Here is a 23740-nt window from a genome sequence, read left to right as displayed (position 1 = left end):
TGAGGGGGGCCGGGGGGGCGGGGCCCCCGCGGGCCCGCCGGGCCGGCCCCGGGGGGTCGGGGGGCGGGGCGCCCGCCCCCCCCCCCCCCCGGGACAGCCGGACGACGACCCGGTCGCAACGGACCGCGTCGAGCCAGGGGACGCCGAAGGGCGTCTGCCCACCGTGCCGCTCCAGGACCGCGTCCAGCACGGCCCCCCGAGGGTGCAGCGGTCGGCCCCGGCGCCACCGCGCCACGGCGCCGAAGGGCACGGCCGCCAGGCGCCCGGCCGCCTCCGCCACATCCCGCACGACGCCCTCCGCTCCTCGCACCGGCCGCTGCCTACCCCCGCGGGGCCGCGGAGTATGCAGCGACGGCCGGGGGCACTAGCGTGGATCTGCCGTCCTCCTGGAAAGCGCTGCCGGCGCCGGTGAGGTCGGTCCGGTGCTCGTGCAGCGAAACTCTGCGCATGTCGGCGCCGATCTTTCGGATACTTCTGCCCGGTGACACGGACCGGTCCGGCGCTTACGCTGAGTACATGCTCTCGACGCTTCTGGTCATCGGTGGTGTGCTCGTCGGCCTGCTCGTGCTCCTGACCGTGATCGTGAGCCTCAGCGCCCGCCCAGCCACCAAGAGCCCCGGCACGACCACCGCCCCGCGCTCGCCGGGCTGGGTCGCCGACGCCGGCCGCCCGCACCCCGACGCGTGGTCGCCCCTCACCTCCACCACGACCAGCGAGATCCCCGCCGTCCGCTGATCGTCTGGGCCCGGGGTCCCGGCGGCTGCCACAGCGCGCCGCCGGGACCCTCCGGTCACCCGGCGGCGACCCGCCGGGTGACACGCCCGGCCGAGCGGTCACCGCAGCGGCGACCCCCACTCGGTCTCCTTGCGCAGCGCCGGCTTGAGCACCTTGCCGCCTGGGTTGCGCGGCAACGCGGCAGATCGCACGTCGACGTACTGGGGCACCTTGTAATCGGCCAGCCGGGTCCGTGCGAAGGCCAGGAACTGCGCCACGTCGAAGTCGACCCCGGGCTGGGGCACCACGACGGCGCCGACCTTCTCCCCCATCATCTCGTCGGGTACCCCGACGACTGCCACCTCGAAGACTCCTGGCGCCGCGGCGAGGGCGTTCTCCACCTCGACGCAGTACACGTTCTCGCCACCCCGGTTGATCATGTCCTTGGCCCGGTCGACGATGTAGGTGAACCCGTCGCCGTCGATCCGGGCCAGGTCGCCGCTGTGCAGCCAGCCGCCGGTGAAGGTCTGCGCCGTCGCCTCCGGCTTGTTCCAGTAGCCCTGCACCACCTGGGCGCCGCGGATCAGCAGCTCCCCGACCCCCGTCTCGGGGTCGACGTCGGCCAGGTCGAGGTCCACGACCGGAGCCGGGAACCCGACCGAGTCCGCGTGGGTGTCGGCGTACTCGTGCGGCAGGAACGTCGAGATCGACGACGTCTCGGACAGCCCGAAGCCGTTGCCCACCCGGGCTGCCGGGAAGCTGCGCTTGATCGCCTGGACCAGGTCCGGCGCGATGGGCGCACCGCCGTAGGTCGCGTACCGGACGCCGCTGACGTCGGTTCCGGCGAACTGCTCCTGGCTGATGGCCAGCCAGAAGATCGCCGGCACGGTCGTGACGATGGCGATCCGCTCCTCGGCGATGACCCGCAGGAACCGTCCCACCTCGAACGTCGGCATGATCACCGCCGCCGCACCGCACTGCAGGGTCGGCAGCAACTGGCTGTTGCAGCCGGTCACGTGGAACAACGGCACGGATATGAGGTTGCGCAGCGTGGCGTCCACGCGCGGCAGGCCCACCACCCGCCGGGCGTTCTCGATGTTGGTCAGGAAGTTCTCGTGGCTGGTCATCGCCCCCTTGGGGAATCCCGTCGTCCCGGACGTGTAGAAGATCGCCGCAAGATCGTCCCGCCGCAGGCCGTCCTCGACGAAGGGCTCCGCCTCGGGCAGCGGGTGCCCCGGTGCCAGCACGATCCGGGACCCGCTGTCCTCGACGACGTACCGGGCCTCGTCGTCGGTGAGCCGGGTGTTCACCGGCACGGCCACCCCGCCGGCCATCAGGGTGCCGAGGAAGCCGAGCACCCAGTCGACGCCGTTGCCCAGCCGGATGGCCACCCGGTCACCCCGGACGACGCCGGCCTCGCGCATCCCGCCGGCCACGCGGGTCGCCGCGTCCCACACCTGCCGGTAGGTCAGCCGCGGCCCGTCGACCTCGACGACGGCCTCGCCGTCGGGGTCCCAGTCCACCGACGCCCGGAGCATGGCCACCACGGAGTCCGGAAGGTCGACGTAGCGCTTGACCCCCTGCGCGTCGCGTTCGACGCCGGACTCGTCGAAGGGCCGCAGCACCATCAGTAGGTCCCGACGTTCTCGAAGTACCGACGGGGGTTGCGCACGAGCATCGTCTCGATCTGGTCGTCGGTGACCCCGCGCTCGCGGACGTAGGGGAGCACCTCGTCGTGGATGTGGGTGTAGTGCCACTGGGGCAGCAGGTCCATGACCCCCGGCGCCAGCCAGTCGATGTAGCAGGAGGCGTCCTGCGAGAGCACCATCTGCTCGGCGTAGCCGCGGCGGCACATCTCGACGAGGGTGTCGGCGCGGGCCTCGAACGTGGTCGCGAGGTTGATGCCGAACCGGTCCATCCCCAGGATGAATCCGGCATCGGCGAGCTCGCTCAGGTGGTCGACGTCGGTGGTGTCCCCGCTGTGCCCGAGCACGACCCGCCGCGGGTCGACGCCCTCGTCGTCGAGCACCTTCTTCACCGCCAGCCCCTGCTGGCTGGTCGGGTGCGTGTGCACGGTGATCGGGGCGCCGGTCGCGCGGTGGGCCTTGGCCACGGCGCGCATCACCCGCTCCACCCCGGCGGTCATGCCCTGGTGGTCGATGGCGCACTTCAGGAAGGCGGCCCTGACCCCGGTGCCGGCGATGCCGTTCTCGATGTCGCCCACGAACATGTCCACCATCGGGTCGGGGACCTCCGCCCCGACCGCCTCGTTGAGCGCCGGGCCGCGGTAGTGGAAGAAGAACGGGACGTCGTCGTAGGTGTAGCAGCCGGTCGCCACGACGATGTTCAGGTCGACCTGCTCGGCGATCCGCTGGATCCGCGGGATGTAGCGACCCAGCCCGATGACGGTGGGGTCGACGATCGTCCGGACGCCGGTGTCCGCGAGCCTCGTCAGCTTCTCGACGGCGTCGGCGACGCGCTGGTCCTCGCTCCCCCACTCCTCCGGGTAGTTCTGCTGCACGTCGGCGCTCAGCACGAAGACGTGCTCGTGCATGAGCGTCTGGCCGAGCTCGGCGGTGGCCACTGGGCCTCGGACGGTCTGGACCTGTGACATGGGGATCTCCTCGGGTCAGGTGCCGGCGCGTCGCCGGGCGATGGCGGTGGACAGCGCGACGGCGACGACAGCGCCGCGCCGTTATACGTGGGCTGGACCCAGTCGGCAGCCCCGGCCAGCACGCGGCCGTTCACGCTGACCGCGACGAGAGCACGCCCAGCAGGGTGCCGACGACGTTGAACCGGCCGAGCTTGATGGCCGTCGCACCAAGGAGTGCGGCGGACAGGGCGGCGAGCGTGACCCCGACCGACGCCAGGTAGCGGCCGTGCCCGAGCCCAGGGCGGTGATGCTCTCCGGGATACCGATGCTGATCACCTGGTTGGCCGTGTAGAGGCTGATGAGGCCGGCCACCAGCGTGGACGTCCCCAGGGTCGCGATCAGGGCGTTCACGCCGATCTTGGCCAGCAGCACGCCGTTGAGCAAGCCCACCGCGCACCCGGAGACGATGCCGAGCGCGATGGCGACCGGCACCGACAGCCCCGTCCGCGGCGGGGGCGCTCAGTTCTCCGAAATCATGAGCTCCGCGGCCCGCTCGCCCACGAGCACCGCGGTGGCGGCCGGCCCTCGGCTCGGCACCCGGGGGAGCACCGCGGTGTCGGCCACGCGCAACCCGTCGATCCCCCGCACGCGCAGCCACTGGTCGACCACCGCACCCTGATCGCCGTCCGGCCCCATCCGCGCCGTGCCGGAGAGGTGCACCGCGGTCGTCAGCCGCTCCCTGATCCAGGCGTCCAGCGCTCCGTCGTCGGCCGGCACCGGCCCGGTCGGGCCGCCTCCGGGGCTCCCGACGGCCGCGAGGGCCCGCGTGCGCAGCAGCGTCGCGGCGGCCCGGACCCCCTCCCGCATCCGCCGGCGGTCGGCCGCCTCGGCCAGGTGCCCGTACTCCACGACCGGCGGACGCGCCGGATCGCCGTCGGCCAGGACCAGCCGCCCGACGCCCACGGTGCGCTGCAGGCCGACCCCGATCTCCACCGCCTCGCCCTCCGGGGCTGCCTCCCCCGTCATCACCTGCGCGAACGGGGCGAGCCACGGCAGCACCTCCAGGTCCCCCGGCACCTCCGCCCCCGAGGACGTCAGGTGGAGGACGCCGTCCAGCGGCGCGCGCCCCGGTCCTGCCGTGGTCCCCGGGAGGGGCACGAAGGGCAGGTAGACCAGCGGGTGGTCGGAGCAGTTCCGGCCCACCCCGGGGGCGTCGACGAGGACGTCGATGCCGGCCGAGCGCAGCGCCGCGGCCGGGCCGACCCCGGACAGCAGCAGCAGGTGGGCCGACGCCACCGCCCCGGCGGAGAGCACCACCTCGTCGGCGCGGACGTCCCCGGCCGTGGTGCGCACGCCCACCGCGCGCCCCCGCTCGACCAGCACGCGCAGCACCCGGACGCTTCCGCGCACGGTGAGGCCGGGATGCCCGCGCCGCGGCGCCAGGTAGGCGTCCGCCGTGCTGATCCGCACGCCGTCGACGACGTTCCGTGGCAGCGGGCCGTACCCGGGGGCGCCCCCGGCGTTCTTGTCCGGCTCGGCCGGCAGCTCCAGCTCCTCCGCGGCCGCGGCGAACGCCTCGGCAAGGCGCCCTCCCCCGCCGGTCCGGGTCACCGGCATCGGTCCGTCGGCGCCGTGCCCGGGCCGGTCGCCGAACTCGCGGTCGCTCTCCAGCCGGCGCAGCGCGGGCAGCAGCCGGTGCCAGGCCCACAGGTCGTTGCCCGCGGCGGCCCAGCCGGCGGCGTCCGCCGGGGTGGGGCGCAGGAAGTAGCCGGCGTTCACCGCGCTGGAGCCGCCCGCCGCGCGGCCGCGGGGCACGCGGACGGTCCGTCCTCCCGGCAGCAGCCCCGGCAGGTCCCAGTTCGCGGGGTGGCCGGGCACGGCGGCGCGCAGGGTGCCGGCGTCGCGCAGCTCCTCGGGGACGTCGGCCGGATCGGGGTGGTGCTCGCCGGCCTCCAGGAGCAGCACGGTCCGGCCGGCGTCGGCCAGCCGGGCGGCCAGCGGGCAGCCCGCGGTGCCCGCGCCGACGACCACGACGTCCCAGTGCTCAGCCACCGGCGAGCCCGAGCACCCCCGGCAGGTCCAGCCGGCGCACCTTCCCGGTGGAGGTCCGGGGCAGTTCGGCCAGCGCGTGCAGCGACCTCGGGCGCTTCGCGGGCGCCAGGTGCTCCCGCGCCCAGCCGGCCAGCTCCTCGGCGCCGGCCCCGCCCACGTAGGCGGCCACCACCCGCTGTCCCCAGTCGGGGTCGGGCACGCCGAACACCGCGCTCTCCACGACACCCGGGTGGGCGTCGAGCACCGCCTCCACCTCCGCCGGGTAGACGTTCACCCCGCCGGAGATCACCAGGTCCTCCCGCCGGCCGTCCAGCCACACGGTGCCGTCGTCGTCCACCCGGCCCAGGTCGCCCACGGTGACCCGGTCGTCCCGCCACGCCGCCGCCGTCTTCCCCGGTGCCCGCCAGTACTCGAATCGCGCCCAGCGCGGCACGGTGCACCAGAGCTGGCCGCGCTCGTCGGTCTCCAGCCGCCGGCCGGGCCGTGCCCGCCCGACGCTGCCCGGGTGCGCCAGCCAGTCGTCCGGCGAGCAGACGGTGAACTGGACCTCGGTGGAGCCGTAGAACTCCCACACGCTGCCCTCCGGCAGCGCCGCGAGCACCGCGCGCTTGAGCGGCTCGGGGCACGGTGCACCGGCGTGCACGAGGCGGCGGAACGAGGACCAGTCGACCGGGTGGGCGGGCGACGACACGGCGAGCAGCCGCTGCAGGTGGGTGGGGACGCAGAACGTCGTCGTCGGCCGGAGGCCGGACAGCACCCGGGCGGCGCGGGCGGCGTCGAAGGAGCCGGGCAGGAGCACCTCGCCACCGGCCAGCAGCGTGTGCATCGCGAACCGCAGCGGCGCGCTGTGGTGCAGCGGGGAGAGGACGACGTGCCGGTCGTGCGGGCCGAAGCCCCACAGCTCGATCTCCTCGCCGGCCAGGGCCCGCGCGTCGTCGTCGGCGAGGACGCCGGACCACACGCCCTTGCGCCGGCCGGTGGTGCCCGACGTGTAGTGCACCGGCCGGGCCAGGGGCACCGGGGCCAGCGCGGCCTCTCCGTCGCCGAGCAGGCGGGCCGGGTCGGAGCCGGCGTCGAGCGCGGGGTCGGCGTCCTCGGCCAGCGCCGCCCGCTCCTCTGCGGGCAGCGCCGGGTCGAGCACCACCGGCACGATCCCGGTGCGCAGGGCGCCCAGCACGACGGCGAGCAGCGCCGGCGAGGCGGCGGCGGACACGAGCAGCCGGTCCCCCTCCCGCAGACCTGCCGCCGCGAGGGCCGCCGCGGCCCTCCGCTGGTCGCGCTCGCTGGCGGCCGCGGTGACCACGGGGACGCCGGAGCCGGCGGTCATGCAGGCCGCACCCCGCCGCCGTCGGTCAGCTCGACGCGCCCCTCGGCGGCGAGCTTGGCCAGCGTGGCCCGGGTGGACTGCGCCGCGGCGGGCCAGACGGCCCGGGAGACCTCCGCGTAGACGGTGGCGACCAGCTCGCCGACGGTGCCCGCGCCGGCGGCCAGCGCGTCCAGCAGCTGCTGCTCCCGGTGTGCGCGGTGCGCCAGGTAGTAGTCGAGGACGGCGGCCGGGTCCTCGGTCAGCTCGGGCCCGTGGCCGCAGTAGAGGGCGCTGGGGCCGAGGTCGTGCACCCGCCGCAGGGAGTCGAGGTACGCGACGACGTCGCCCTCCGGGTGGGTGACCACGGAGGTGCCCCGGCCGAGGACGTGGTCACCGACGAGCACCCCGCCGGACTCCAGCCGGAAGGCCAGGTGGTCGGCCGTGTGCCCCGGGGTGGCGACGACGCCGATCGTCGTCCCGGCCAGGCCCAGCCGCTCCCCCGCGCCGAGCACCCGGCCGTCCGGGCCGGCGACGGCCGCTGTGGCAGCGGCGACGGGGGCACCGAAGCGGGCGCCCCAGGGCAGGGCGGCCTCGGCGTGGTCGCCGTGATGGTGGGTGACCAGGACGGCGACGCAGCGCGCGGCGCGGGTGGCCAGGGCCGCCTCGACCGCCGCGAGGTGCGCCGGTTCGTCGGGGCCCGGGTCCACGACCACCGCCTGGCCGCTGCCCGGCGCGCCCACGAGGTAGGTGTTGGTGCCGTCGAGGGTCATCGGCGAGGGGTTGGGCGCGAGCACCCGGGTGACCAGTGGCTCCAGCTCGGCGGTGCGGGGCAGGGCGCCGGGGGCGGGAAGACCCCACGCGCCGCGGGGATCGGTCGGAACGGGCACGACCAGCACGCTAGCCGCGGGCCCCCGCCGGACGCACCCGGCGACTATCCTCGCGGCATGCGCCGATCCCTGCTCCGATCCGCGGTCCTGCCTGCCACCGCCGCTCTGGTGCTGCTGACCGGCTGCAGCGGCTCCGACGACGAGGACGCCACCGCCTCGCAGGAGACCTCGGCCGCGGAGTCGTCCGCTGCGGAGACCTCCGCTGCGGAGACCTCCGCCGCCGACTCCGAGTTCTGCACGGAGGCGACCAGCAGCTTGGAGCGGCTGACCGGCAGCGCCTCCTCGGCCGGGGACCCGAGCGAGCTGCCGCAGATCTTCCGCGGGGCCGCCGAGGAGATCAGGGGCATCGAGGCGCCCGACGAGCTGGCCTCGGACTGGAATGCGCTCGCCGACGGCGCGGAGCAGTTCGCCTCGACGCTGGAGAACGTCGACCTGACCGACCCCAACGCGATGACCACCCTGCAGCAGCAGCTCGCCCCGCTGGAGCAGCAACTCAACGAGGCATCGATGAACGTGCAGAACTACCTCGGCGACGAGTGCGGCATGGACGTGTCCACCGAGGAGTCCGCGCCGACCAGCTGATCGGCCTCCCCTGGGACGACTGCGGCCCGCCACCCTTCCCCGGGGTGGCGGGCCGCAGCGCCGTGCGAGGCCCCGCGCAGGGCCAGCCACGACCTCGCGAGTGGCGGGGGCTCGGGGTCCTTCCTCAGCCGCCGCAGCCCCCGACGTGGACGCCGCGGGCGTTCAGCCAGGGCACGGGGTCGACCTGACCGCCGTACATCTGGCCGCTCGGGTGGACTTCGAAGTGCAGGTGGGGGCCGGTCGACTGCCCGCGGTTGCCGACCTCCGCGATCCGCTCACCGGCCACCACCCGCTCCCCGACGGAGACGAAGTAGCGGTGGACGTGGCCGTAGACGGTCACGGCGCCGTCGTCGCCCTCGATGTAGACGGCGTAGCCGAATCCGGTGGCCGTCCCGGCGCGGCGGACCACGCCGCTCGTGGCCGCGTAGACCGGGGTTCCGGTGGGGGCGGCGATGTCCACGCCCGCGTGCAGCGCACCCCAGCGCCAGCCGTAGCAGCTGGACACCCGGCCCGACGTCGGCTTGACGTACCCGACGCCGCTCACTCCCCCGCCGCCGCCGGCGCTGTCGCCGCTGCTCCCGCTCCCGCTGCTCCCGCTCCCGCTGCTCCCGCTCCCGCCGCCCCCGGCCGCGGCGTTCCGGGCGGCGGCGTCCCGGGCGGCCTGAGCGGCCGCCTCGGCCTCGCGCGCGGCGCGCTCGGCGGCGGCCCGGGCGGCGGCCTCCTCGGCTTCCTTCTGGGCGACCCACTGCTGGTAGGCGTTCCGCGCCCCCTGGAGCTCCAGCAGCTGGATCTGGGCGGCCTGCAGCTGCTGCTCGTACTGCGCCTTCTGCGCCTCGATCTCCGCGTAGGCGGCCTGGTGGGAGGCGAGCTGCGCGTCGGCGGCCTCCTTGGCGGCCTGGGCGGCGTCCTCCGCCGCGGCCCGCTCGTCCCGGGTGGCGCGGGCCCTGGAGTCGGCGTTGGCCTGCCGGACCCGGGCCACCTCGAGCACACCGAGGACGTCGAGCTGGTTGGCGGCCACGTAGTCGAGCATCGCGGCCCGCTGGAGCAACTCGCCGGGGCCCTCGGAGTCCAGCAGCGCCGCCGAGCTGGTCAGCGAGGCACCGTTCATGTAGCTGTCGCGGGAGAACGCTGCGATCCGCGTCTCGGCCGCGGTGACCGCCTCGCCGGCGGCGCGGAGCTCGGCGGCGGCCCGGTCGGCGGCCTCCTGGGCGAGGGCCAGCTCCTCCTCGGCGATCAGATAGGCGGTCCCTGCGGCCTCCGCCTGCACACCCACCCGCTCGAGCTCGGACTCGGCGGTGGCGACCAGGCCGGCGATGCGGCCCACTTCGGCGGCCGCGGCGGCCTGCTGGCTCTGCGCCGCGCTGAGCTGGCCGTCGCTGGGGTTGGGGGGCGGAGCCGGGACCGCGACGGCGGGGACGGCCGTGACCATCAGCGCCGCGCCGGCCACGACGCCCACCAGGGCGGTGCGGAACGGGCGAGGGGAGCGGCCCGCGACGAACCGGCGGCTGCCGGTCCGCGAAGTCGCCGGTCCGGACGGGCGGCGCTGGAACATGTGCTCGCTCCCTGGGGAAGAGGGTGGGCGGTGTGGCCCGCGAACAGTCCCACTGTCACCTGGAGTCACAAAGGCAACACGCGGCAATTGGGACGCGCCGCTGAAGAACGGTGGGCGGCCGTCTCGTCACAGTCGGTATGTCGACTGGCTGATGCGACGGACTCGGCTCGCGCGAGGCTCAGCTCCCCGGGCGCTCCAGCTCGTGGCTGAGGGCGTCCAGCTCGGCGCCGCCGGCCATGAGGCGGGTCAGTTCCTCGCGGCTGATGTCGGCCTTGGCGAACTCCCCGAGGCTGCGCCCCCGGTTGAGCACGAGGAAGCGGTCGCCGACGGGGTGGGCGTGGTGCGGGTTGTGGGTGATCAGCACGACCCCCACCCCCCGGTCCCGGGCCTGCGCCACGTAGCGCAGGACCACGCCCGCCTGCTTGACGCCGAGCGCCGAGGTGGGCTCGTCCAGGATCAGCACCCGGGCCCCGAAGTGCACCGCGCGGGCGATCGCCACCGATTGGCGCTCCCCACCGGAGAGCGTGCCGACCGGCTGGTCGGGGTCGCGGATGTCGATGCCCATCGCGGCCAACTCGCGGCGGGTGGTCTCCTTGGCGCGGGCGACGTCGAACCGGCGGAAGGGTCCCCGGCCGCGGGTGGGCTCGGCGCCCAGGAAGAAGTTCCGCCAGATCGCCATCAGCGGGATCATCGCGAGGTCCTGGTAGACGGTGGCGATCCCGGCGTCGAGCGCCTCGCGCGGCGAGCCGAAGTCGGCCGGCCGCCCGTCCAGGAGCACCCTGCCGCGGTCCGCCCGGTGCACGCCCGAGAGGATTTTGATCAGCGTCGACTTGCCCGCGCCGTTGTCGCCCAGGACGCAGGTGACCTCGCCGGCGCGCACGGTGCTGCTCACGCCGTCGAGGGCGATGACCGACCCGTAGTCCTTGCCGACGTCGGCCAGCTCCAGCAGCGGCGGGCCTCCGTCCCGGTGGGCGGTCACCGCGGGGCCGCCTCGGCCGAGCGGCGGACCAGCCGGTTGGCCAGGACCGCGAGCAGCAGCATGGCGCCGAGGAAGAAGTAGAACCAGTCGGCGTCCCAGCGCAGGTACGGAATGCCCAGCTGCGTCATACCGAAGATCAGCGCCCCGAGTGCGGCGCCGACGGCCGATCCGAATCCGCCGGTGAGCAGGCAGCCGCCGATGACTGCGGCGACGATGTAGATGAGCTCCTGGCCGATGCCGGTGTTGGCCTGGACCGACGTCAGCCGGACGGCGAGCGTGGTGCCGACGAACCACGCCGCGGCCGCCGTCGTCATGAACAGCGCGATCGTGGTGCGGCGGGCCGGCACGCCGACGTTGCGGGCGGCCACCTCGTCACCCCCGGTGGCGAAGATCCAGTTGCCGAAGCGGGTGCGCAGCAGGACCCAGGTGGCCAGCGCGGTGAACAGCAGCCACCACAGCACCGCCACCCGGATCGGCGCGCCCAGGATCTCCAGGCGCGAGGCGAACACCCACTCCGCCGCCGTGTAGCCGGGTACGTCGTCGATGCCGCCGACGGTGACCGTGTCGGTGAACAGCTTGGTGAGGCCCAGGTTGAGCCCCTGGAGCATCAGGAAGGTGCCGAGCGTGATGATGAAGCTCGGCAGCTTCGTGCGGGTGACCAGCCAGCCGTTGAAGAAGCCGATCGCCAGGGCGACGACCAGCGCGACGCCGATGGCCACCCACAGGTTCTGCCGGAACTCGACCGCGACGATGCCGACGGTCAGCGCGGTGGTGCCGGTCATCACCCCGGCGGACAGGTCGAAGTGCCCGCCGATCATGAGCAGCGCGACCCCGACCGCCATGATCCCCAGCGTCGAGGCGGGGTCGAGCCAGTTGGCGATGCCGCGCGGTGACCGGAACACCTCGGACTGGACCGCGAAGAACGAGAACACCGCGATCGCGCCCACCAGCGCGCCCAGCTCCGGCTTGACCAGCAGGCGGCGCAGCGGACCGGCGGCGCCCAGCCGCTCGTCGGCCCGCTGGTCCGCCGGGGCCGCAGCCTCCCGGGTGCTCAGCGCGTGCCGGCCGTGGCGAGGTCGGCGATCTCGTCGACGTTCTCGGCGTCGACGATGGCCGGTCCGGTGAGCACGGGCTGGCCGCCACCGACCGTGTTCAGATTCTCGACGTACAGCTTCAGCATCACGACCGGCAGGTAGCCCTGCTCGAACTGCTGCTGGTCGACGGCGAAGGCGATGTCGCCGGCCTGGATTCCGCTGATCACGTCCGCGTTGAGGTCGAACGTGGCCACCTGGGCGTCCGAGCCGGCGTCCTGGGCCGCGTCCACCGCGACGGCCGCCACGGCCGAGTTCAGCGCCAGGACGGCGTCGATCGACGGGTCGGTCTGCAGCTGCGAGGCGATCGTCGACTGCGCGCCCGGCAGGTCGTTGATGTCGACCTGCACGGTGCTGATCCCGCCGCCCAGCGCCTCGGCCGCGCCGGCGCAGCGCTGCTCCAGGCCGATGTTGCCGGCCTCGTGGATGACGCAGAGGACGTTCTGGGCGCCGTCCTCGGCCAGCCGCCGGCCGGCGCCCTGCCCGGCGATCGCCTCGTCCTGGCCGACGTGGCCGATGGCGCCGAACTCGGTGGAACGGCCACCGCCGGAGTTGATGGTGACCACCGGGATGCCGGCCTCGACCGCGTCCTCGATCGAGCCCTGCAGGGCGTCGGGGTTCGCCATCGAGACGACGATGCCGTCCACGCCCTGGTTCACCGCGGCGTCGATCAGCTGCGCCTGCCGCTGCGGGTCGCCGTCGCTCTGGTAGTCGACGTCGATGCCCAGGTCCTCCCCAGCGGCCTCGGCGCCGTTCTGGACGACGTCCCAGAACGCGTCCCCGGCCGAGCCGTGGGTGACCACCGAGAAGACCAGGTCGCCCTCGGCGCCGGCTCCACCGCCGGAGCCGCCGTCGCCACCGTCGCCCGCGCTGTCCGTGGTGCAGGCGGAGAGAAGCAGGGGCGCCGCCAGGGCGAGCGCCAGCAGTCGCTTGGGTGCGGCCATCGAGAGTCCTCCTGTGCTCGCGGGGGCTGGAGCCCGCGCGTCCGGTCCGCTCAGGATCATGCCCCTCCCACCGGCGGTCGGCGCCCCCGAGGGTGACGACGTCGCCGGAGTCCACCGGCCGGGCGACCGCCGCACGGCGTTCTAGGCTCCAGGCGTGGACGTCCTGGCATCCGGTCATGAGCAGGTCGTGTTCTGCAGCGACCCCGAGTCGGGGTTGCGGGCGATCATCGCGATCCACTCCACGGCCCTCGGGCCGGCCCTGGGGGGCACGCGCTTCCACCCCTACGCGAGCGAGGACGCCGCCCTGGCCGACGCGCTGCGGCTGTCGGCGGCCATGTCGTACAAGAACAGCCTGGCCGGCCTCGACCTCGGTGGCGGCAAGGCCGTGATCATCGGCGACCCGCGCACCGACAAGACCGAGGCCCTGCTGCGCGCCTACGGCCGGTTCGTGGAGTCGCTGGGCGGCCGCTACCTGACCGCCTGCGACGTCGGCACCTACAACGCCGACCTCGACGTCGTGGCCCGGGAGACGCGGTTCGCCCACGGCCGGTCGGAGACCTACGGCGGCTGCGGCGACTCCTCGGTGCTCACCGCCTACGGCGTGTTCCAGGGGATGCGTGCGGCCGCGCAGCACTGCTGGGGCTCCCCGTCGCTCGCCGGGCGCACCGTCGCCGTAGCGGGCGTGGGCAAGGTGGGCTCGTGGCTGGTCGACCACCTCGTCGACGACGGCGCCGACGTGGTCGTCACCGACGTCGACCCGGCCGCCGTCGAGCGGCTGCAGAGGCGGCACCCGGAGATCGGCGCGGTCGCCGACACCGCGACCCTGGTGCGAACCCCGCACGACGTGTACGCGCCGTGCGCGCTGGGCGGGGCGCTGGACGAGGAGACCGTCGCGGTGCTGCCGGGCCGGATCGTCTGCGGCGGGGCCAACAACCAGCTGGCCACTCCCACGATGGCCGACCGGCTGAGCGAGCGCGGCGTCCTCTACGCACCGGACTTCCTCGTGAACGCCGGCGGGGTCATCCAGGTGGAGGACGAGCGGCACGGCTTCTCCTTCGACCGCGCGCAGGCCAAGGCCTCGGGCATCTTCGACGTGGCGCTGCGGGTGTTCGCCCTCGCCGACGCCGAGGGCGTCTCCCCCTCCGTGGCCGCCGATCGGCTGGCCGAGGAGCGGATGCGCACGGTCGGCCGGCTCGCCACGATCCGGCTCCCAGGCTGAAAAAAAGACCCCGTCCTCCCCACCCCTCGCGAGCTCGGGGCGGCGCCCTGGACGGGCCCGCGGGAGGGGCGTGTGCCCGCCGCCGATCCGTGTCGTAATGTTGTCCGAGACATTGTCACTCAGTCGGGGTCGCCACGCGGGCCGCATCAGCCGCTTGGCTGGTCCACCGCACTCCGTAACGAGGGGGTCGAGCCGATGGGGCGCGGCCGAGCGAAGGCCAAGCAGACACGCGTGGCCCGTGAGCTCAAGTACAGCTCACCGAACACCGACCTCACCGCGCTTCAGCGCGAGCTGGCCGGTTCGTCGTCGACCTACACCGCGCCCAGCGCGGCTGATGACGACGACGAGGACGACACGTACGCCGATCGTTGGGCGGACGACGAGTCCGACGACGACGACTGGCCGGCCAGCCGCTGACCTGCGGCTCCTCAGTCTGACACCACGACACCGCGGCCCTCTGGGGCAGCGGTGTCGTGGTGTTCCGCCCGGCCCGCGCCGTTGCCGAGCGTGGACGCGTGCCTCTCGTGACACGACGGTGCCCCGCACACCGCGGGTGTGCGGGGCACCGTCGTCCGGCGGCCGGGCGGTCGGTCAGGCGGCGACCCGGTGCGAGCGCACCTGGAAGGGCGTCGTGTCCAGCGCGGGAGGCCGGCCGGCCACCACGTCGGCCAGTATCCGGCTTGAGCCGCACGCCATCGTCCAGCCCATGTGCCCGTGGCCGGTGTTGTAATAGAGGTTGCGCTGCTTGCCCCGACCCACGATCGGCGGGCCATCCGGGGTCATCGGCCGCATGCACGAGCGCATCCGGGCCCGCTCCCAGTCCACGGCGGTCGGGAACAACTCGCGCCCGGTCTTCAGGATGTTGGAGAAGTCCGAGTACTTCCAGTCCCGGTCGAATCCGGCGAACTCGGCCGTCGAGGAGATCCGCAGCTGATCACCGAAGCGCGACCAGGCGACGAGCGTCGCCTCGTCCACGCCGCCGACGGTGGGGGTCGCGTCGGCATCCACGACGTCGGCGGTCAGCGAGTAGCCCTTCGCCGGGTACATCGGCAGCCGCTGCCCCGCCGTCCTCGCCAGGAACGGGCTCTGGATGCCGAGCGCGAGCACGTAGTTGTCCGCCGTGAGGAGCCCCGCGTCGGTCCGCACGCCGGTGACCCGGTCGCCATCGGTCACGAAGCCCTGGGCGGTCACGCCGAGCCGGAATTCCACGCCCAGGCCGCCGCAGCGCTGTGCCAGCTCGTTGGTGAACAGCTCTGAGTTGCCACTGGCGTCGGAGGTGACGTGGATGGCGCCGGCGAAGGTCTCGCCCGCCGCGGCGAAGGCCGGGTCGAGCTTGGCCACCTGCTCGGCATCCAGCACGTCCATCGGGACGCCGTTGGTGCGGAGCAGATCCATCTTCTTCACACCGGCGTCGAGGGCCTCCTGGCTCCGGTAGAGGTAAGCCAGCCCCTTCTGCACGTGGTGGTAGTCGATGGCCTCCGCCGCCGCAAGCTCGTCGAGCAGCCGCTGGCTGTACAGGCAGAGCTCGAGCTTGACCAGCGTGTTGGCCTGCGCACGGGCCGGGGTGCACTCGCGGAGGAACTGCACCCCCCAGGAGACCAGCTTCGGGTCCAGGCGCGGCTTCACCCGGATCGCGGTCGCCTCGCCGCGGAGGGAAGCCAGCAGCATCTTGGGTGCCGCCGGCGACGCCCAGGCGAAGGAGTGGCCGGGCGCGATCAGCCCGGCGTTGCCGCCGGTGGCGTCGGTGCCGAGGCTCTCCCGGGCCTCGACGACCACGACGTCGTGCCCTTCCTGGGCCAGGTAGTAGGCGGTGGTGACGCCGATGACGCCGCCCCCGAGGACGATGGTCTTCATGGGTTCTCCCTGGGGGTGGCTGATCAGAGGGCGGCGACGGCCTGGATCTCGACGACCAGGCCGGGCATCAGCAACCCGGCGACGACGGTCGCGCGGGCGGGCCGGTGGTCACCGAAGGCCTCGCCCCATGCCTCGTTGAAGCCGGCGAAGACGTCGAGGTCGGTGATGAAGACGGTGGCCGAGACGATGTCGGTCAGCTCGGCGTCGAACTCGGCGAGGATCGTCTTGATCCGGTCGATGGTGACCCGGGTCTGCTCCCGGATGTCTCCGGGCGCCACGACGTTGTTGTCCTTGTCCAGTCCGACCTGACCGGCCAGGTAGGCGAACCCGTTGGCGACCACGGCCTGCGAGTAGGGGGCGATGGCCGGGCCGAGGCTGCTCGGGTTGTAGATGCTGAGGTCTGCGCTCATGGTGCGGTCTCCAGTCGAAGTCGGTGTGCGGGGGTTGCGCGCGGGTGCGGTCGGAAAGGAAGCAGCCCGCGGGATCAGTAGGTGCCGCGGTAGCTCCGCGGCGTCACGGCGTCGTGCACGTAGCGGATGAAGCCGGCCCAGTCGAAGACCGGCAGCCCGGTGGCCTCCGAGACGCTGCGTGCGTAGGGCGGCAGGTCGCTGCACTCGAGGAGGACGGCACCGACGTCGGGGTTCCCCTCGATCGCCTCGCAGGCGGCCTCGACCACCTCGCGGCGGAGAACTTCCTCATCCAGGGTGCCCAGCTCCTGGATGATCACCTCGTTGAAGTGCGGCTTGTGGTCCAGGCCCTGGATGTGCAGCCGGGCGGGGTCGGTGATGCCGGCCCCGCGCAGGACGGTGTCGGAGATGCCGCCACCGTTGGCGACCAGGACGGCCAGGCGGCGGTGCCCGCCGAGCATGCGCAGGAGCATGGGGGCCTGGACGAGGCTGGACATGAACACCGGCACGTCGACGGCCGCGGCCACCACGTCCTGGTAGGCCGCCATGTAGCCGCAGTTGCCGGTGATCGCGTGGACGCCCTCAGCCTCCAGTTGCTTGGCGGCCGCGACGAACAGCTCGCTGTACGCGCCTGCGTCGCCGGTCAGCACGTCCGATCCCGCCGCCCCGTCCACCACGAGGTAACGCACCGGGAAGTCGAACGTGCTGGCGTTGTTGAGGTCGCCGGGGACGAATGGGACATTCCACTCGGCGCAGAGCATGCCGACGGTGTAGCCGTAGGCGACCGGTCGTGCGGGTGTGGTGCGGTAGACGGCCATCAGAGTGCTCCCTCGACCATGGACTGGGCGTCGGACGTTGCGGCGGGCAACCCGCCGAGGTAGAGCTCGCTCACCTGCGGGTCCTGCAGGAGGTCCGCGGCAGTCCCCTGGAGGGCGACCTGCCCTTGCACGAGAACCAGCCCACGGTCGCTGACGGCGAGGGACTGCACGGCGTTCTGCTCCACGCACAGCACGGTCACTCTCTCCCGCGCCCGGATGTCCACGATGGTGTCGAACAATTCCGTCACCTTCGCCGGCGATAGACCGGCCGATGGCTCATCCAGCAGGAGCACGTCCGGCCGCGGCATGAGCGCCCGGCAGACCGCGAGCAGTTGGCGCTCCCCTCCGGAGAGCGAGTCGGCCCGCGCACCCGGCCGGTCACCGAGCGCCGGATAGCGCCCCAGCAGCTCGTCGGCCCGCCGCTCCCGGTCCCGACGCGGCAGGTACTGGCCGCCGGCCCGCACGTTGTCGCGGATGCTCATCGGCCCGAAGACGTTGTCGAGCTGCGGAACGAACGCCATCCGGTGGCGACGCACGCGGCGGTGCGCGGCCACCCGGGTGCAGTCGGTGCCCGCCACCGAGACCGAGCCGGTCCGGGCGGGGACGAATCCCATCAGGCACTTGAGGAAGGTGGATTTGCCGGACCCGTTGGGACCGATCACGGTCATGATCTCCTGGTCGGCGAGCTCGAACGTGATCCCGTTGAGGATGTTCACGCCGGGGACGTAGCCCGCGGTGAGGTCCTTCGCCTGAAGCTTCACGAACTGCTCACTCCCGTGGTCAGGTGGGCGGTACGCGGGGCACCGAGGTAGGCCTCCACCACGCGAGGGTTGTCCTTCAGCTCGTCGGGACGGCAGGAGGCGATGACGCTGCCCTTGTCGAGCACGTGGACGCGGCCGCACATGCGGGCGATGAAGCCCATGTCGTGCTCGATCACGAGGAGGGTGGTCCCACCGGCGTTGATGTCCTTCAGTCGGTCGGCGATCGTCAGCCGCAGCGTGGGGTTGACGCCCGCGGTCGGCTCGTCCAGGAGGAGGACCTCCGGGTCGGTCATCAGGGCCACGCCCAGACTGAGCAGCTTCTTCTGCCCACCCGAGAGCCGGCCCGCCGGCTCCTGCACCATGTGGCCGAGACTCAGGAAGTCCAGGAGTTCCAGCGCTTTGCGCACCGCGACGGCCTGCTCCACTGCCCGCGCCCTGCGCCGGAGCAGCCCCCGGACGGGGGCGCTGCCGATGGGTAGCGACGCGCCGCACAGCATGGCTTCGAGGACGGACATCTTCATCGGCTGCGACGCCGTCTGAAACGTCCGACGGATCCCCAGGCGGCTGACCTGCCAGTCCGCCAGCCGGTCCAGCCGGGTCCCGTCGTACTCGATCGTGCCCTCGTCCGGGTTGAGGTAGCCCGACAGGCAGTTGAGGAGCGTCGTCTTCCCGGAGCCGTTGGGGCCCACCAGGCCGACGATCTCGCCGGGCTCGATGCCGAGCTCGACGTCGTGCAGGACCTGCACCGCCCCGAACGACTTGCACACGCCCTTAGTGCTGAACATCGATCCTCCGTAGCTTCTCGGCGAACAGTCCGTCGGGGCGCGTCATGAGGAATGCCGTGAGGACGAGTCCCACGATCAGCAGCCGGATGCTGCTGGCGCTCTGGTCGGGGATGGGGAAGATGTCCTTGAGGAAGCGGCTGCCCGCGTAGATCAGCTGGATGAGCAGGGCTCCGAACACCGCGCCGCGGTTGTTGCCGATCCCGCCGATGATCAGCATCGTGAAGACCAGGAACGTCTCCAGCGGCAACAACTGGTTGGGGCCGATGTAGGAGATGTAGAGGGTGTAGACCGAGCCGCCGACGGCGGCGATCGGGCCCGCCACGGCCAGCACCCGCATCTTCTCGGCGGTGATGTTGTGCCCGAGGGACGCCGCGAGGACGGGCTCCTCCCGGATGAGCCGCAGCACCCGGCCGAACTGCATGCGGGTCAGGGTCTCCGCGATCAGGTACGCGGCCACCGCCAGCACGGTGCACAGGGCGAGCCAGGCCAGCGCGGACGTCAGACCGGTGAGGCCCGAGAGGGGCCCCGCGATGCCGCTGATGCCCTGCGGCCCCCCGGTGACATCGCTCTGATTCATCACGATCAACCGGAAGCACTCGGCGATGGCCAACGTCACGATGGCCCAGTAGTCGGCCGCCAACGTGCGGCCGAGCCGGCCGATCGCCGCGCCCAGCACGCTTGCGACCACCACACCCGCGACGATGCCCAGCAGCCAGTTCCCACCGTTCAGCGCCACGATGCCGGATGCATAGGCACCGACGCCGAAGAAGGCGACATGACCGAAATTCAGCAGGCCGGTGACACCGGCCTGGAGGTTCAGGCTGAGGGCGAAGAGCGCGTATATCGCGGCGACGGTCGCGACGTACAGCAGGAAATCAAGCACGACGGCCTCCCAGCCCGAACAGTCCCTGCGGACGGAAGAGCATGACGAGGATGACGGCGACGAAGCCGACCGCCGGCCGGTAGCTCACCGGCACCAGCAGCGAGTCGCCGCCCAGGAGGGCACCGAAGTCGATGCGGAGGATCGTGCTCTCGACGAAGGCCAGGACCGCCGCGGCGAGCAGCGCACCACCGACGCTCCCGATGCCGCCCATGATCACCGCGGCGAACACGGCGAGCAGGAGGGCGCTCCCCATCTCGAGCGAGATGGAGGTGTCGAGGGCGATGAAGACCCCGCCCGTGGCGGCCAGGGCAGCAGCGGCGAAGACCACCGTGGTGGAGATCCGCTTGACGTCGATCCCGCTCGACGACGCAAGGTCCGGGTTGGCCGCCACGCAGCGGATGGCGCGGCCCAGGCTGGTGAAGGCGAGGACGAGGAAGAGCGCCACGAAGATCAGCGCGGCAAGGACGACGATGTAGAGCTGCGGCCGGGTGACGAAGGCATCCCCGATCGGGATACCGGGCGCCGGTGGGAGCGGTAGCCGCTCCGGGCGAGGCCCGGCGATCGCCTGGATCGTCGCCGTGATGACGATCGACATGGCCAGCGACCCGATCAGCGCGGTGGCACTGCTGAAGGACGCCAGCCGACGGAAGAAGAAGAGATGGAGCAGGACCCCGAACACGCCCGCCGCAAGGATGCCGATCAGCGACCCGGCCACCACTCCGAGGCCGAGGCCCGAGGCGGCGACGAGGGCCAGGTAGGCGCCGACGGGGGCGTACTGGACGTGCGCCACGTTCGCGAAGCGCACGATGCCCCACGTCATGGAGAGGCCGACGGCGACGAGGCTCAGCTGCGACGTGCGCACGAGCGTGTCGACGAGGATGGGGACTAGCACGCGTTCACCCTCCGTGCGGAGTGGTCCGGGAACAGGTCCCCCGTTCCCGGGGGCCCGCCGATGGCGGTCCCCCGGGACGGGGCGGTGCTCGGCCCGCGTGCGCAGGCCCGAGCGGATCCTCAGCTCTCTTCGACGACCTCGCCGCCGGTGTACCTCAGGACGAGGTACGGCTGCTCGGAGCGCTGGTTGTCGCCGTCGAAGGTGATGTCGCCGGTGACGCCGGCGTAGCCGGAACCGATCGTCCTCAGCGCCTCGGCGATGGCATCGGTATCGGTGGAGCCGGCCGCTTCGATCGCCTCGGCCAGCATCATCGTGGCGTCGTAGGTGTAGCCGCTGAACGTCGACGCGAAGCCCTCGCCGTACTCGGCCTCGTAGGCCTCCTGGTAGTCCTGCCCCGACGGGCCGACGTAGTTGACGTCCATGCCGATCTGGTTCTCGACCGTCTCCGGAGCGGAGTCCGAGGTACACATGGTCAGGTAGATGCAGAACCACGGGGTGCTCTGCATGCCGCCCTCGAACGCCTGCTGGTTGATGACCACCGCGTCCTGCCCGTAGGCGCTGTACAGGATGACGTCGGGCGAGGAGGCGACGAGCCGCTCCAGCTCGGCCCGGTAGCTGGTCTGCCCCTCCGTGTAGAGCACGGTCTCGGTCACCGTTCCCCCGACCGCCGCGTAGGCGTCCGTGAACGGCTGGACGATGCCCTCGCCGTAGGAGTTGTTGGGCACCAGGATCGCGGCCGACATGAGCCCGCGCTCGGCGAGTTCGTCGGCGCCGAACTCGCTGGCGATGGTGTCCAGGCCGATGACGGAGAAGGACTTGTCGCCGATTCCGGCGATCTCGGGCGACGACGAGCCGACGTTGAGGTGGATGACGCCCTCCTGCTGGAGGTACTGACCCAGCGGAACCGTGACACCCGAGGAGTACTCCCCCATCACCGCCACGACGTCATCGACGGTCACCAGCTTCGTGGCCGCGTCGATGGCCGCGTTGGCCGTCCCGGCGGAATCCTCGATGATCACGTTGAGGTCCTCGCCCAGGACGCCGCCGTCCTCGTTGATCTGCGCGACGGCGAGTTCGATCCCCCGGCGCTGGTCCTCGCCGATCGAGGCGCTGCTGCCGGTCAGCGGCAGCACCGCGCCGATGTTGACGGCGCCCTCGACCGCATCGCCACCGCCGGAGCCGGGCTCGCCGCCCCCTCCTCCGGTGGTGGCCGCGGTTCCCCCGCATCCGGCCAGGACGGCCGCGAGTCCGAGTACGGCAACGGGCTTGATGAGTCTGCGTGGATTCTGCACGGCAGTCCTTGAGGTCTGAGGGCATCTGCATACGGCTCTGCATGCAGTCTCGTATGCCGTAGGAGTATGTGAAGCTCGCCGCGTGACTGTCAACGGTCCTGGTGCCGGGGAAATGGAATCCTCACAACACCTGGTTGGCGTCACAGGCCGGTGCCGCCCCTGCAACGCCGCCGTCACACAACAGTCCCCGGAGTGAGCGCACGTGACCGTCACGAACATCGGCGAGCCCACCCACGGGTCGCTCTCAGAGGCGGTCTACGCCGCCGTCCACCACCGCATCGTGACCGGCGCCTACCGGCCCAACCAACGGCTCGTCGAGACCGAGATCGCCGCCGAACTCGGCGCCAGCCGCACGCCTGTGCGCGAGGCGCTGGTCCGACTCATCAAGGACGGTCTCGCGGTCCGTTCCCGGCACGGCCTGATGGTCCGCGAGTTCACGCTCCCCGAGGTCCGCGAGATCTACGAGGTCCGAGCAGCCCTCGAGGGCTACGCCGCCCGCCTCGCCGCCGAACGGTGCAGCCGCGAGGCGCTGGCAGAGCTGGGCGAGACCTTGAACCACCACGCACGGACGTCGCGGGACCACGACGTCGATCGGGCGAGGGTCGTCGAGACCAACGCCGACTTCCACAACGCCGTCCTGGCGGCCGCAGGTAACCGCCGAATGCAGTCGTTGGCGACCAGCAATCTGTCGTACTTCTTCAACATCGAGGCCGCCGCCGTGACCTCGGACGAAACTCTCGCCGTAGCACTGGACGAGCACCAGCTGATCTACGACGCCATCCGGGACCGGGACGGCGATCGGGCGGAAACCATCGTGCGCGGCCACGTCATGGCCGGGCTGGCGGTCATCGAGAGCTTCCTCTGAGCGCGAGCCGGCAGATGGCCTCCGACTTCACCAGGCCGCCGAACGTCCGCGGGTCCCATCCGGTCAGCCGCGCCCAGCGCTGGAGCCGATAGGTCACCGAGTTCGCGTGGAGGTGCAACTCCTGCGCGGTACGGGCGACCGACATGTCCGCCTCGGCGAAGGCGAGAACGGTCGCCGCCAGGTGCGTGTGCGCCGCCGCGGTCTCCAGCCCCCCGGTCATCAGCGGCTCCAGCCGGTCCGCCTCCGACAGCAGGCACGCCTCGGCCCACACGTCGGCGAACCGGGCGACCGGACGTCCGTCCGAGGTGGCCGACAGGGCCAAGCGGGCGTCGCCCAGGCTGAGCGCCGCGCCCGGCAGGCCACTGCGAGGCAGACCGATTCCGACGTGCCCGCCCAGCGGCAGGCGAATGGCGAGCTGGTCGAGCCACTCCTGCCCGACGCCCTCCACGACGATCACGAGCGCGCCGTCCTGGTAGGAGTGCACCAGCGGCACCGCCACCCGGTCCAGCTCCCGGCGGAGCTCCGGCGGGAGCACCACCTCGCTGGTGGACCGCCGCCACAGGCCGGCGACGTAGGTGCCGTGCGGATCCATTCCCAAGGCATCAGCCGTGCGAGACGCCTCGGCATCGTGCCGGCCGGCGAGGAGCAGCTCCACCAGGCGATGCGAGAGCGTCACCCGATGGGTCTGCAGCTCGCGGCTGACGTCTCCGTGCGCGGAGGCGAGGACCGTGGAGATGGCGTGCAGCAGCCTGAGCATGAGGCCGGCCACCTCGGGCAGCAGGGGCGCCGCCGACCGCGGCTCCCGGCAGAGCGCGCGCCACAGTCGCTGGTCGCCCAGGTGGTAGGCGCCGATGAGGACGTCCACCGGAATGCCCTGGCGCGCTCGCCGACGAGCGAGGGCGGCGGCTCGCTGCAGATCGTCGTCGGCCAGCAGACGCCGCCCGGCCAGCGCATCCAGGCGACGCCGCTGCTGCTCGGTCACCGCCACGAGGTGCTCCTCGAACGGCACCACGGCGTACGCGGGCAGGTCGCGACGGATGGTGGTCACGGAGTCGCGCGCCAGACCGTCCAGGTCCTCTCGCACCCGGGCGCACAGGTCGGCCACCGGCGCCCACGACGGCCCGGTCATGAGCTGGTCGTGGAATTCACGAGGGGGACAGCGGATCACTGGAGCGATTTTGGCGGATGGACCACAGACATCGGTCCTCCCAGACATGCATATTGGTGAACCTACCGAACGCGGTGCCGGTCAGCGCAGCGCGGG

At 72.7% G+C, this 23740-nt stretch carries 22 protein-coding genes and 1 pseudogene; 5 read left to right on the top strand and 18 right to left on the bottom strand.

From position 1 onward, the window contains the following. Positions 1-516 precede the first annotated feature (516 nt). Complete coding sequence (locus ACI791_RS17230) at positions 517-735, top strand: hypothetical protein (protein ID WP_347058206.1); 219 nt, start codon at positions 517-519, stop codon at positions 733-735. Positions 736-833: 98 nt separating this feature from the next. Here the strand turns inward: ACI791_RS17230 and ACI791_RS17225 are convergent, their stop codons facing one another. The 5 genes from ACI791_RS17225 to ACI791_RS17205 form a co-directional block, all read right to left on the bottom strand. Further along, positions 834-2342, bottom strand: coding sequence for a class I adenylate-forming enzyme family protein (locus ACI791_RS17225; protein WP_456587158.1), 1509 nt, complete (start codon positions 2340-2342; stop codon positions 834-836). Further along, complete coding sequence (locus ACI791_RS17220; RefSeq protein ID WP_456587157.1) at positions 2342-3328, bottom strand: phosphotriesterase family protein; 987 nt, start codon at positions 3326-3328, stop codon at positions 2342-2344. Before ACI791_RS17220 ends, ACI791_RS17225 begins: the two co-directional genes overlap by 1 nt. 498 nt (positions 3329-3826) lie before the next feature. Further along, on the bottom strand, positions 3827-5359 hold the full coding sequence (gene mftG / locus ACI791_RS17215) for a mycofactocin dehydrogenase MftG (protein ID WP_456587156.1): 1533 nt from the start codon (positions 5357-5359) through the stop codon (positions 3827-3829). Then, complete coding sequence (locus tag ACI791_RS17210) at positions 5352-6686, bottom strand: class I adenylate-forming enzyme family protein (protein ID WP_456587155.1); 1335 nt, start codon at positions 6684-6686, stop codon at positions 5352-5354. The genes mftG and ACI791_RS17210 overlap by 8 nt, the downstream gene beginning before the upstream one ends. Continuing rightward, positions 6683-7552: an MBL fold metallo-hydrolase gene (locus tag ACI791_RS17205; protein ID WP_456587154.1), complete on the bottom strand. Its 870-nt coding sequence runs from the start codon at positions 7550-7552 to the stop codon at positions 6683-6685. The genes ACI791_RS17210 and ACI791_RS17205 overlap by 4 nt, the downstream gene beginning before the upstream one ends. Positions 7553-7609: 57 nt before the next feature. Here ACI791_RS17205 and ACI791_RS17200 point away from each other — a divergent pair, with 57 nt between their 5' ends. After that, positions 7610-8134, top strand: a complete 525-nt coding sequence (locus ACI791_RS17200; RefSeq protein ID WP_456587153.1) for a hypothetical protein — start codon at positions 7610-7612, stop codon at positions 8132-8134. Positions 8135-8258: 124 nt separating this feature from the next. On the opposite strand, the gene ACI791_RS17195 is transcribed toward ACI791_RS17200, so the two are convergent. From ACI791_RS17195 to ACI791_RS17180, 4 genes are all read right to left on the bottom strand, one after another. Further along, positions 8259-9686, bottom strand: coding sequence for a M23 family metallopeptidase (locus ACI791_RS17195; RefSeq protein WP_456587152.1), 1428 nt, complete (start codon positions 9684-9686; stop codon positions 8259-8261). A 178-nt stretch (positions 9687-9864) separates the two neighbouring features. Beyond that, entirely contained in the window at positions 9865-10665 is an 801-nt protein-coding gene (locus ACI791_RS17190) for an ATP-binding cassette domain-containing protein (protein WP_456587151.1), read from the bottom strand. Next, entirely contained in the window at positions 10662-11612 is a 951-nt protein-coding gene (locus ACI791_RS17185; protein WP_347058216.1) for an ABC transporter permease, read from the bottom strand. Before ACI791_RS17185 ends, ACI791_RS17190 begins: the two co-directional genes overlap by 4 nt. Positions 11613-11716: 104 nt before the next feature. Then, positions 11717-12700, bottom strand: a complete 984-nt coding sequence (locus tag ACI791_RS17180; RefSeq protein WP_456587150.1) for a sugar ABC transporter substrate-binding protein — start codon at positions 12698-12700, stop codon at positions 11717-11719. 154 nt (positions 12701-12854) lie between these two features. Here ACI791_RS17180 and ACI791_RS17175 point away from each other — a divergent pair, with 154 nt between their 5' ends. Together ACI791_RS17175 and ACI791_RS17170 are read left to right on the top strand one after the other, a co-directional pair. After that, positions 12855-13919: a Glu/Leu/Phe/Val family dehydrogenase gene (locus tag ACI791_RS17175; protein ID WP_456587149.1), complete on the top strand. Its 1065-nt coding sequence runs from the start codon at positions 12855-12857 to the stop codon at positions 13917-13919. 195 nt (positions 13920-14114) lie between these two features. After that, entirely contained in the window at positions 14115-14336 is a 222-nt protein-coding gene (locus ACI791_RS17170; protein WP_456587148.1) for a DUF3073 domain-containing protein, read from the top strand. A gap of 174 nt (positions 14337-14510) precedes the next feature. Here ACI791_RS17170 and ACI791_RS17165 read toward each other — a convergent pair whose 3' ends face one another. The 8 genes and pseudogenes from ACI791_RS17165 to ACI791_RS17130 all read right to left on the bottom strand — a co-directional run bounded on the left by ACI791_RS17165 (position 14511) and on the right by ACI791_RS17130 (position 21611). Then, positions 14511-15773, bottom strand: coding sequence for a D-amino acid dehydrogenase (locus ACI791_RS17165; RefSeq protein WP_456587147.1), 1263 nt, complete (start codon positions 15771-15773; stop codon positions 14511-14513). A 23-nt stretch (positions 15774-15796) separates the two neighbouring features. Then, the gene (locus tag ACI791_RS17160) at positions 15797-16183 is read right to left on the bottom strand and encodes a RidA family protein (RefSeq protein ID WP_456587146.1); all 387 of its coding nucleotides are present in this window, start codon (positions 16181-16183) and stop codon (positions 15797-15799) included. A gap of 74 nt (positions 16184-16257) precedes the next feature. Further along, the gene (locus ACI791_RS17155) at positions 16258-16998 is read right to left on the bottom strand and encodes an aspartate/glutamate racemase family protein (RefSeq protein WP_456587145.1); all 741 of its coding nucleotides are present in this window, start codon (positions 16996-16998) and stop codon (positions 16258-16260) included. After that, positions 16998-17759 (bottom strand): ABC transporter ATP-binding protein, encoded by a 762-nt coding sequence (locus ACI791_RS17150; RefSeq protein ID WP_456587144.1) that lies wholly within the window; start codon positions 17757-17759, stop codon positions 16998-17000. The genes ACI791_RS17155 and ACI791_RS17150 overlap by 1 nt, the downstream gene beginning before the upstream one ends. Beyond that, positions 17756-18484, bottom strand: a pseudogene (locus tag ACI791_RS17145) (ABC transporter ATP-binding protein); the annotation flags it as partial. The gene ACI791_RS17150 and the pseudogene ACI791_RS17145, both read right to left, overlap by 4 nt. A 46-nt stretch (positions 18485-18530) precedes the next feature. Beyond that, positions 18531-19427, bottom strand: a complete 897-nt coding sequence (locus tag ACI791_RS17140; RefSeq protein WP_456587143.1) for a branched-chain amino acid ABC transporter permease — start codon at positions 19425-19427, stop codon at positions 18531-18533. Further along, complete coding sequence (locus tag ACI791_RS17135; RefSeq protein ID WP_456587142.1) at positions 19420-20319, bottom strand: branched-chain amino acid ABC transporter permease; 900 nt, start codon at positions 20317-20319, stop codon at positions 19420-19422. Before ACI791_RS17135 ends, ACI791_RS17140 begins: the two co-directional genes overlap by 8 nt. A gap of 119 nt (positions 20320-20438) precedes the next feature. Continuing rightward, positions 20439-21611, bottom strand: a complete 1173-nt coding sequence (locus tag ACI791_RS17130) for an ABC transporter substrate-binding protein (RefSeq protein WP_456587141.1) — start codon at positions 21609-21611, stop codon at positions 20439-20441. A 202-nt stretch (positions 21612-21813) separates the two neighbouring features. Between ACI791_RS17130 and ACI791_RS17125 the strand changes: the two genes are divergently transcribed. After that, positions 21814-22476 carry a GntR family transcriptional regulator gene (locus ACI791_RS17125; protein WP_456587140.1) on the top strand — a complete coding sequence of 221 codons (663 nt, stop codon included), beginning with the start codon at positions 21814-21816 and terminating at the stop codon, positions 22474-22476. Here the strand turns inward: ACI791_RS17125 and ACI791_RS17120 are convergent. Continuing rightward, a complete protein-coding gene (locus ACI791_RS17120) occupies positions 22457-23605 on the bottom strand; it encodes a PucR family transcriptional regulator (protein WP_456587139.1) in 1149 nt (382 codons plus the stop codon). The two genes, ACI791_RS17125 and ACI791_RS17120, sit on opposite strands and share 20 nt — an antisense overlap. Positions 23606-23740: the final 135 nt, after the last annotated feature.

The sequence above is a fragment of the Blastococcus sp. SYSU DS0973 genome (assembly GCF_054051055.1).
This window is presented reverse-complemented; position numbering and strand designations above follow the sequence as displayed.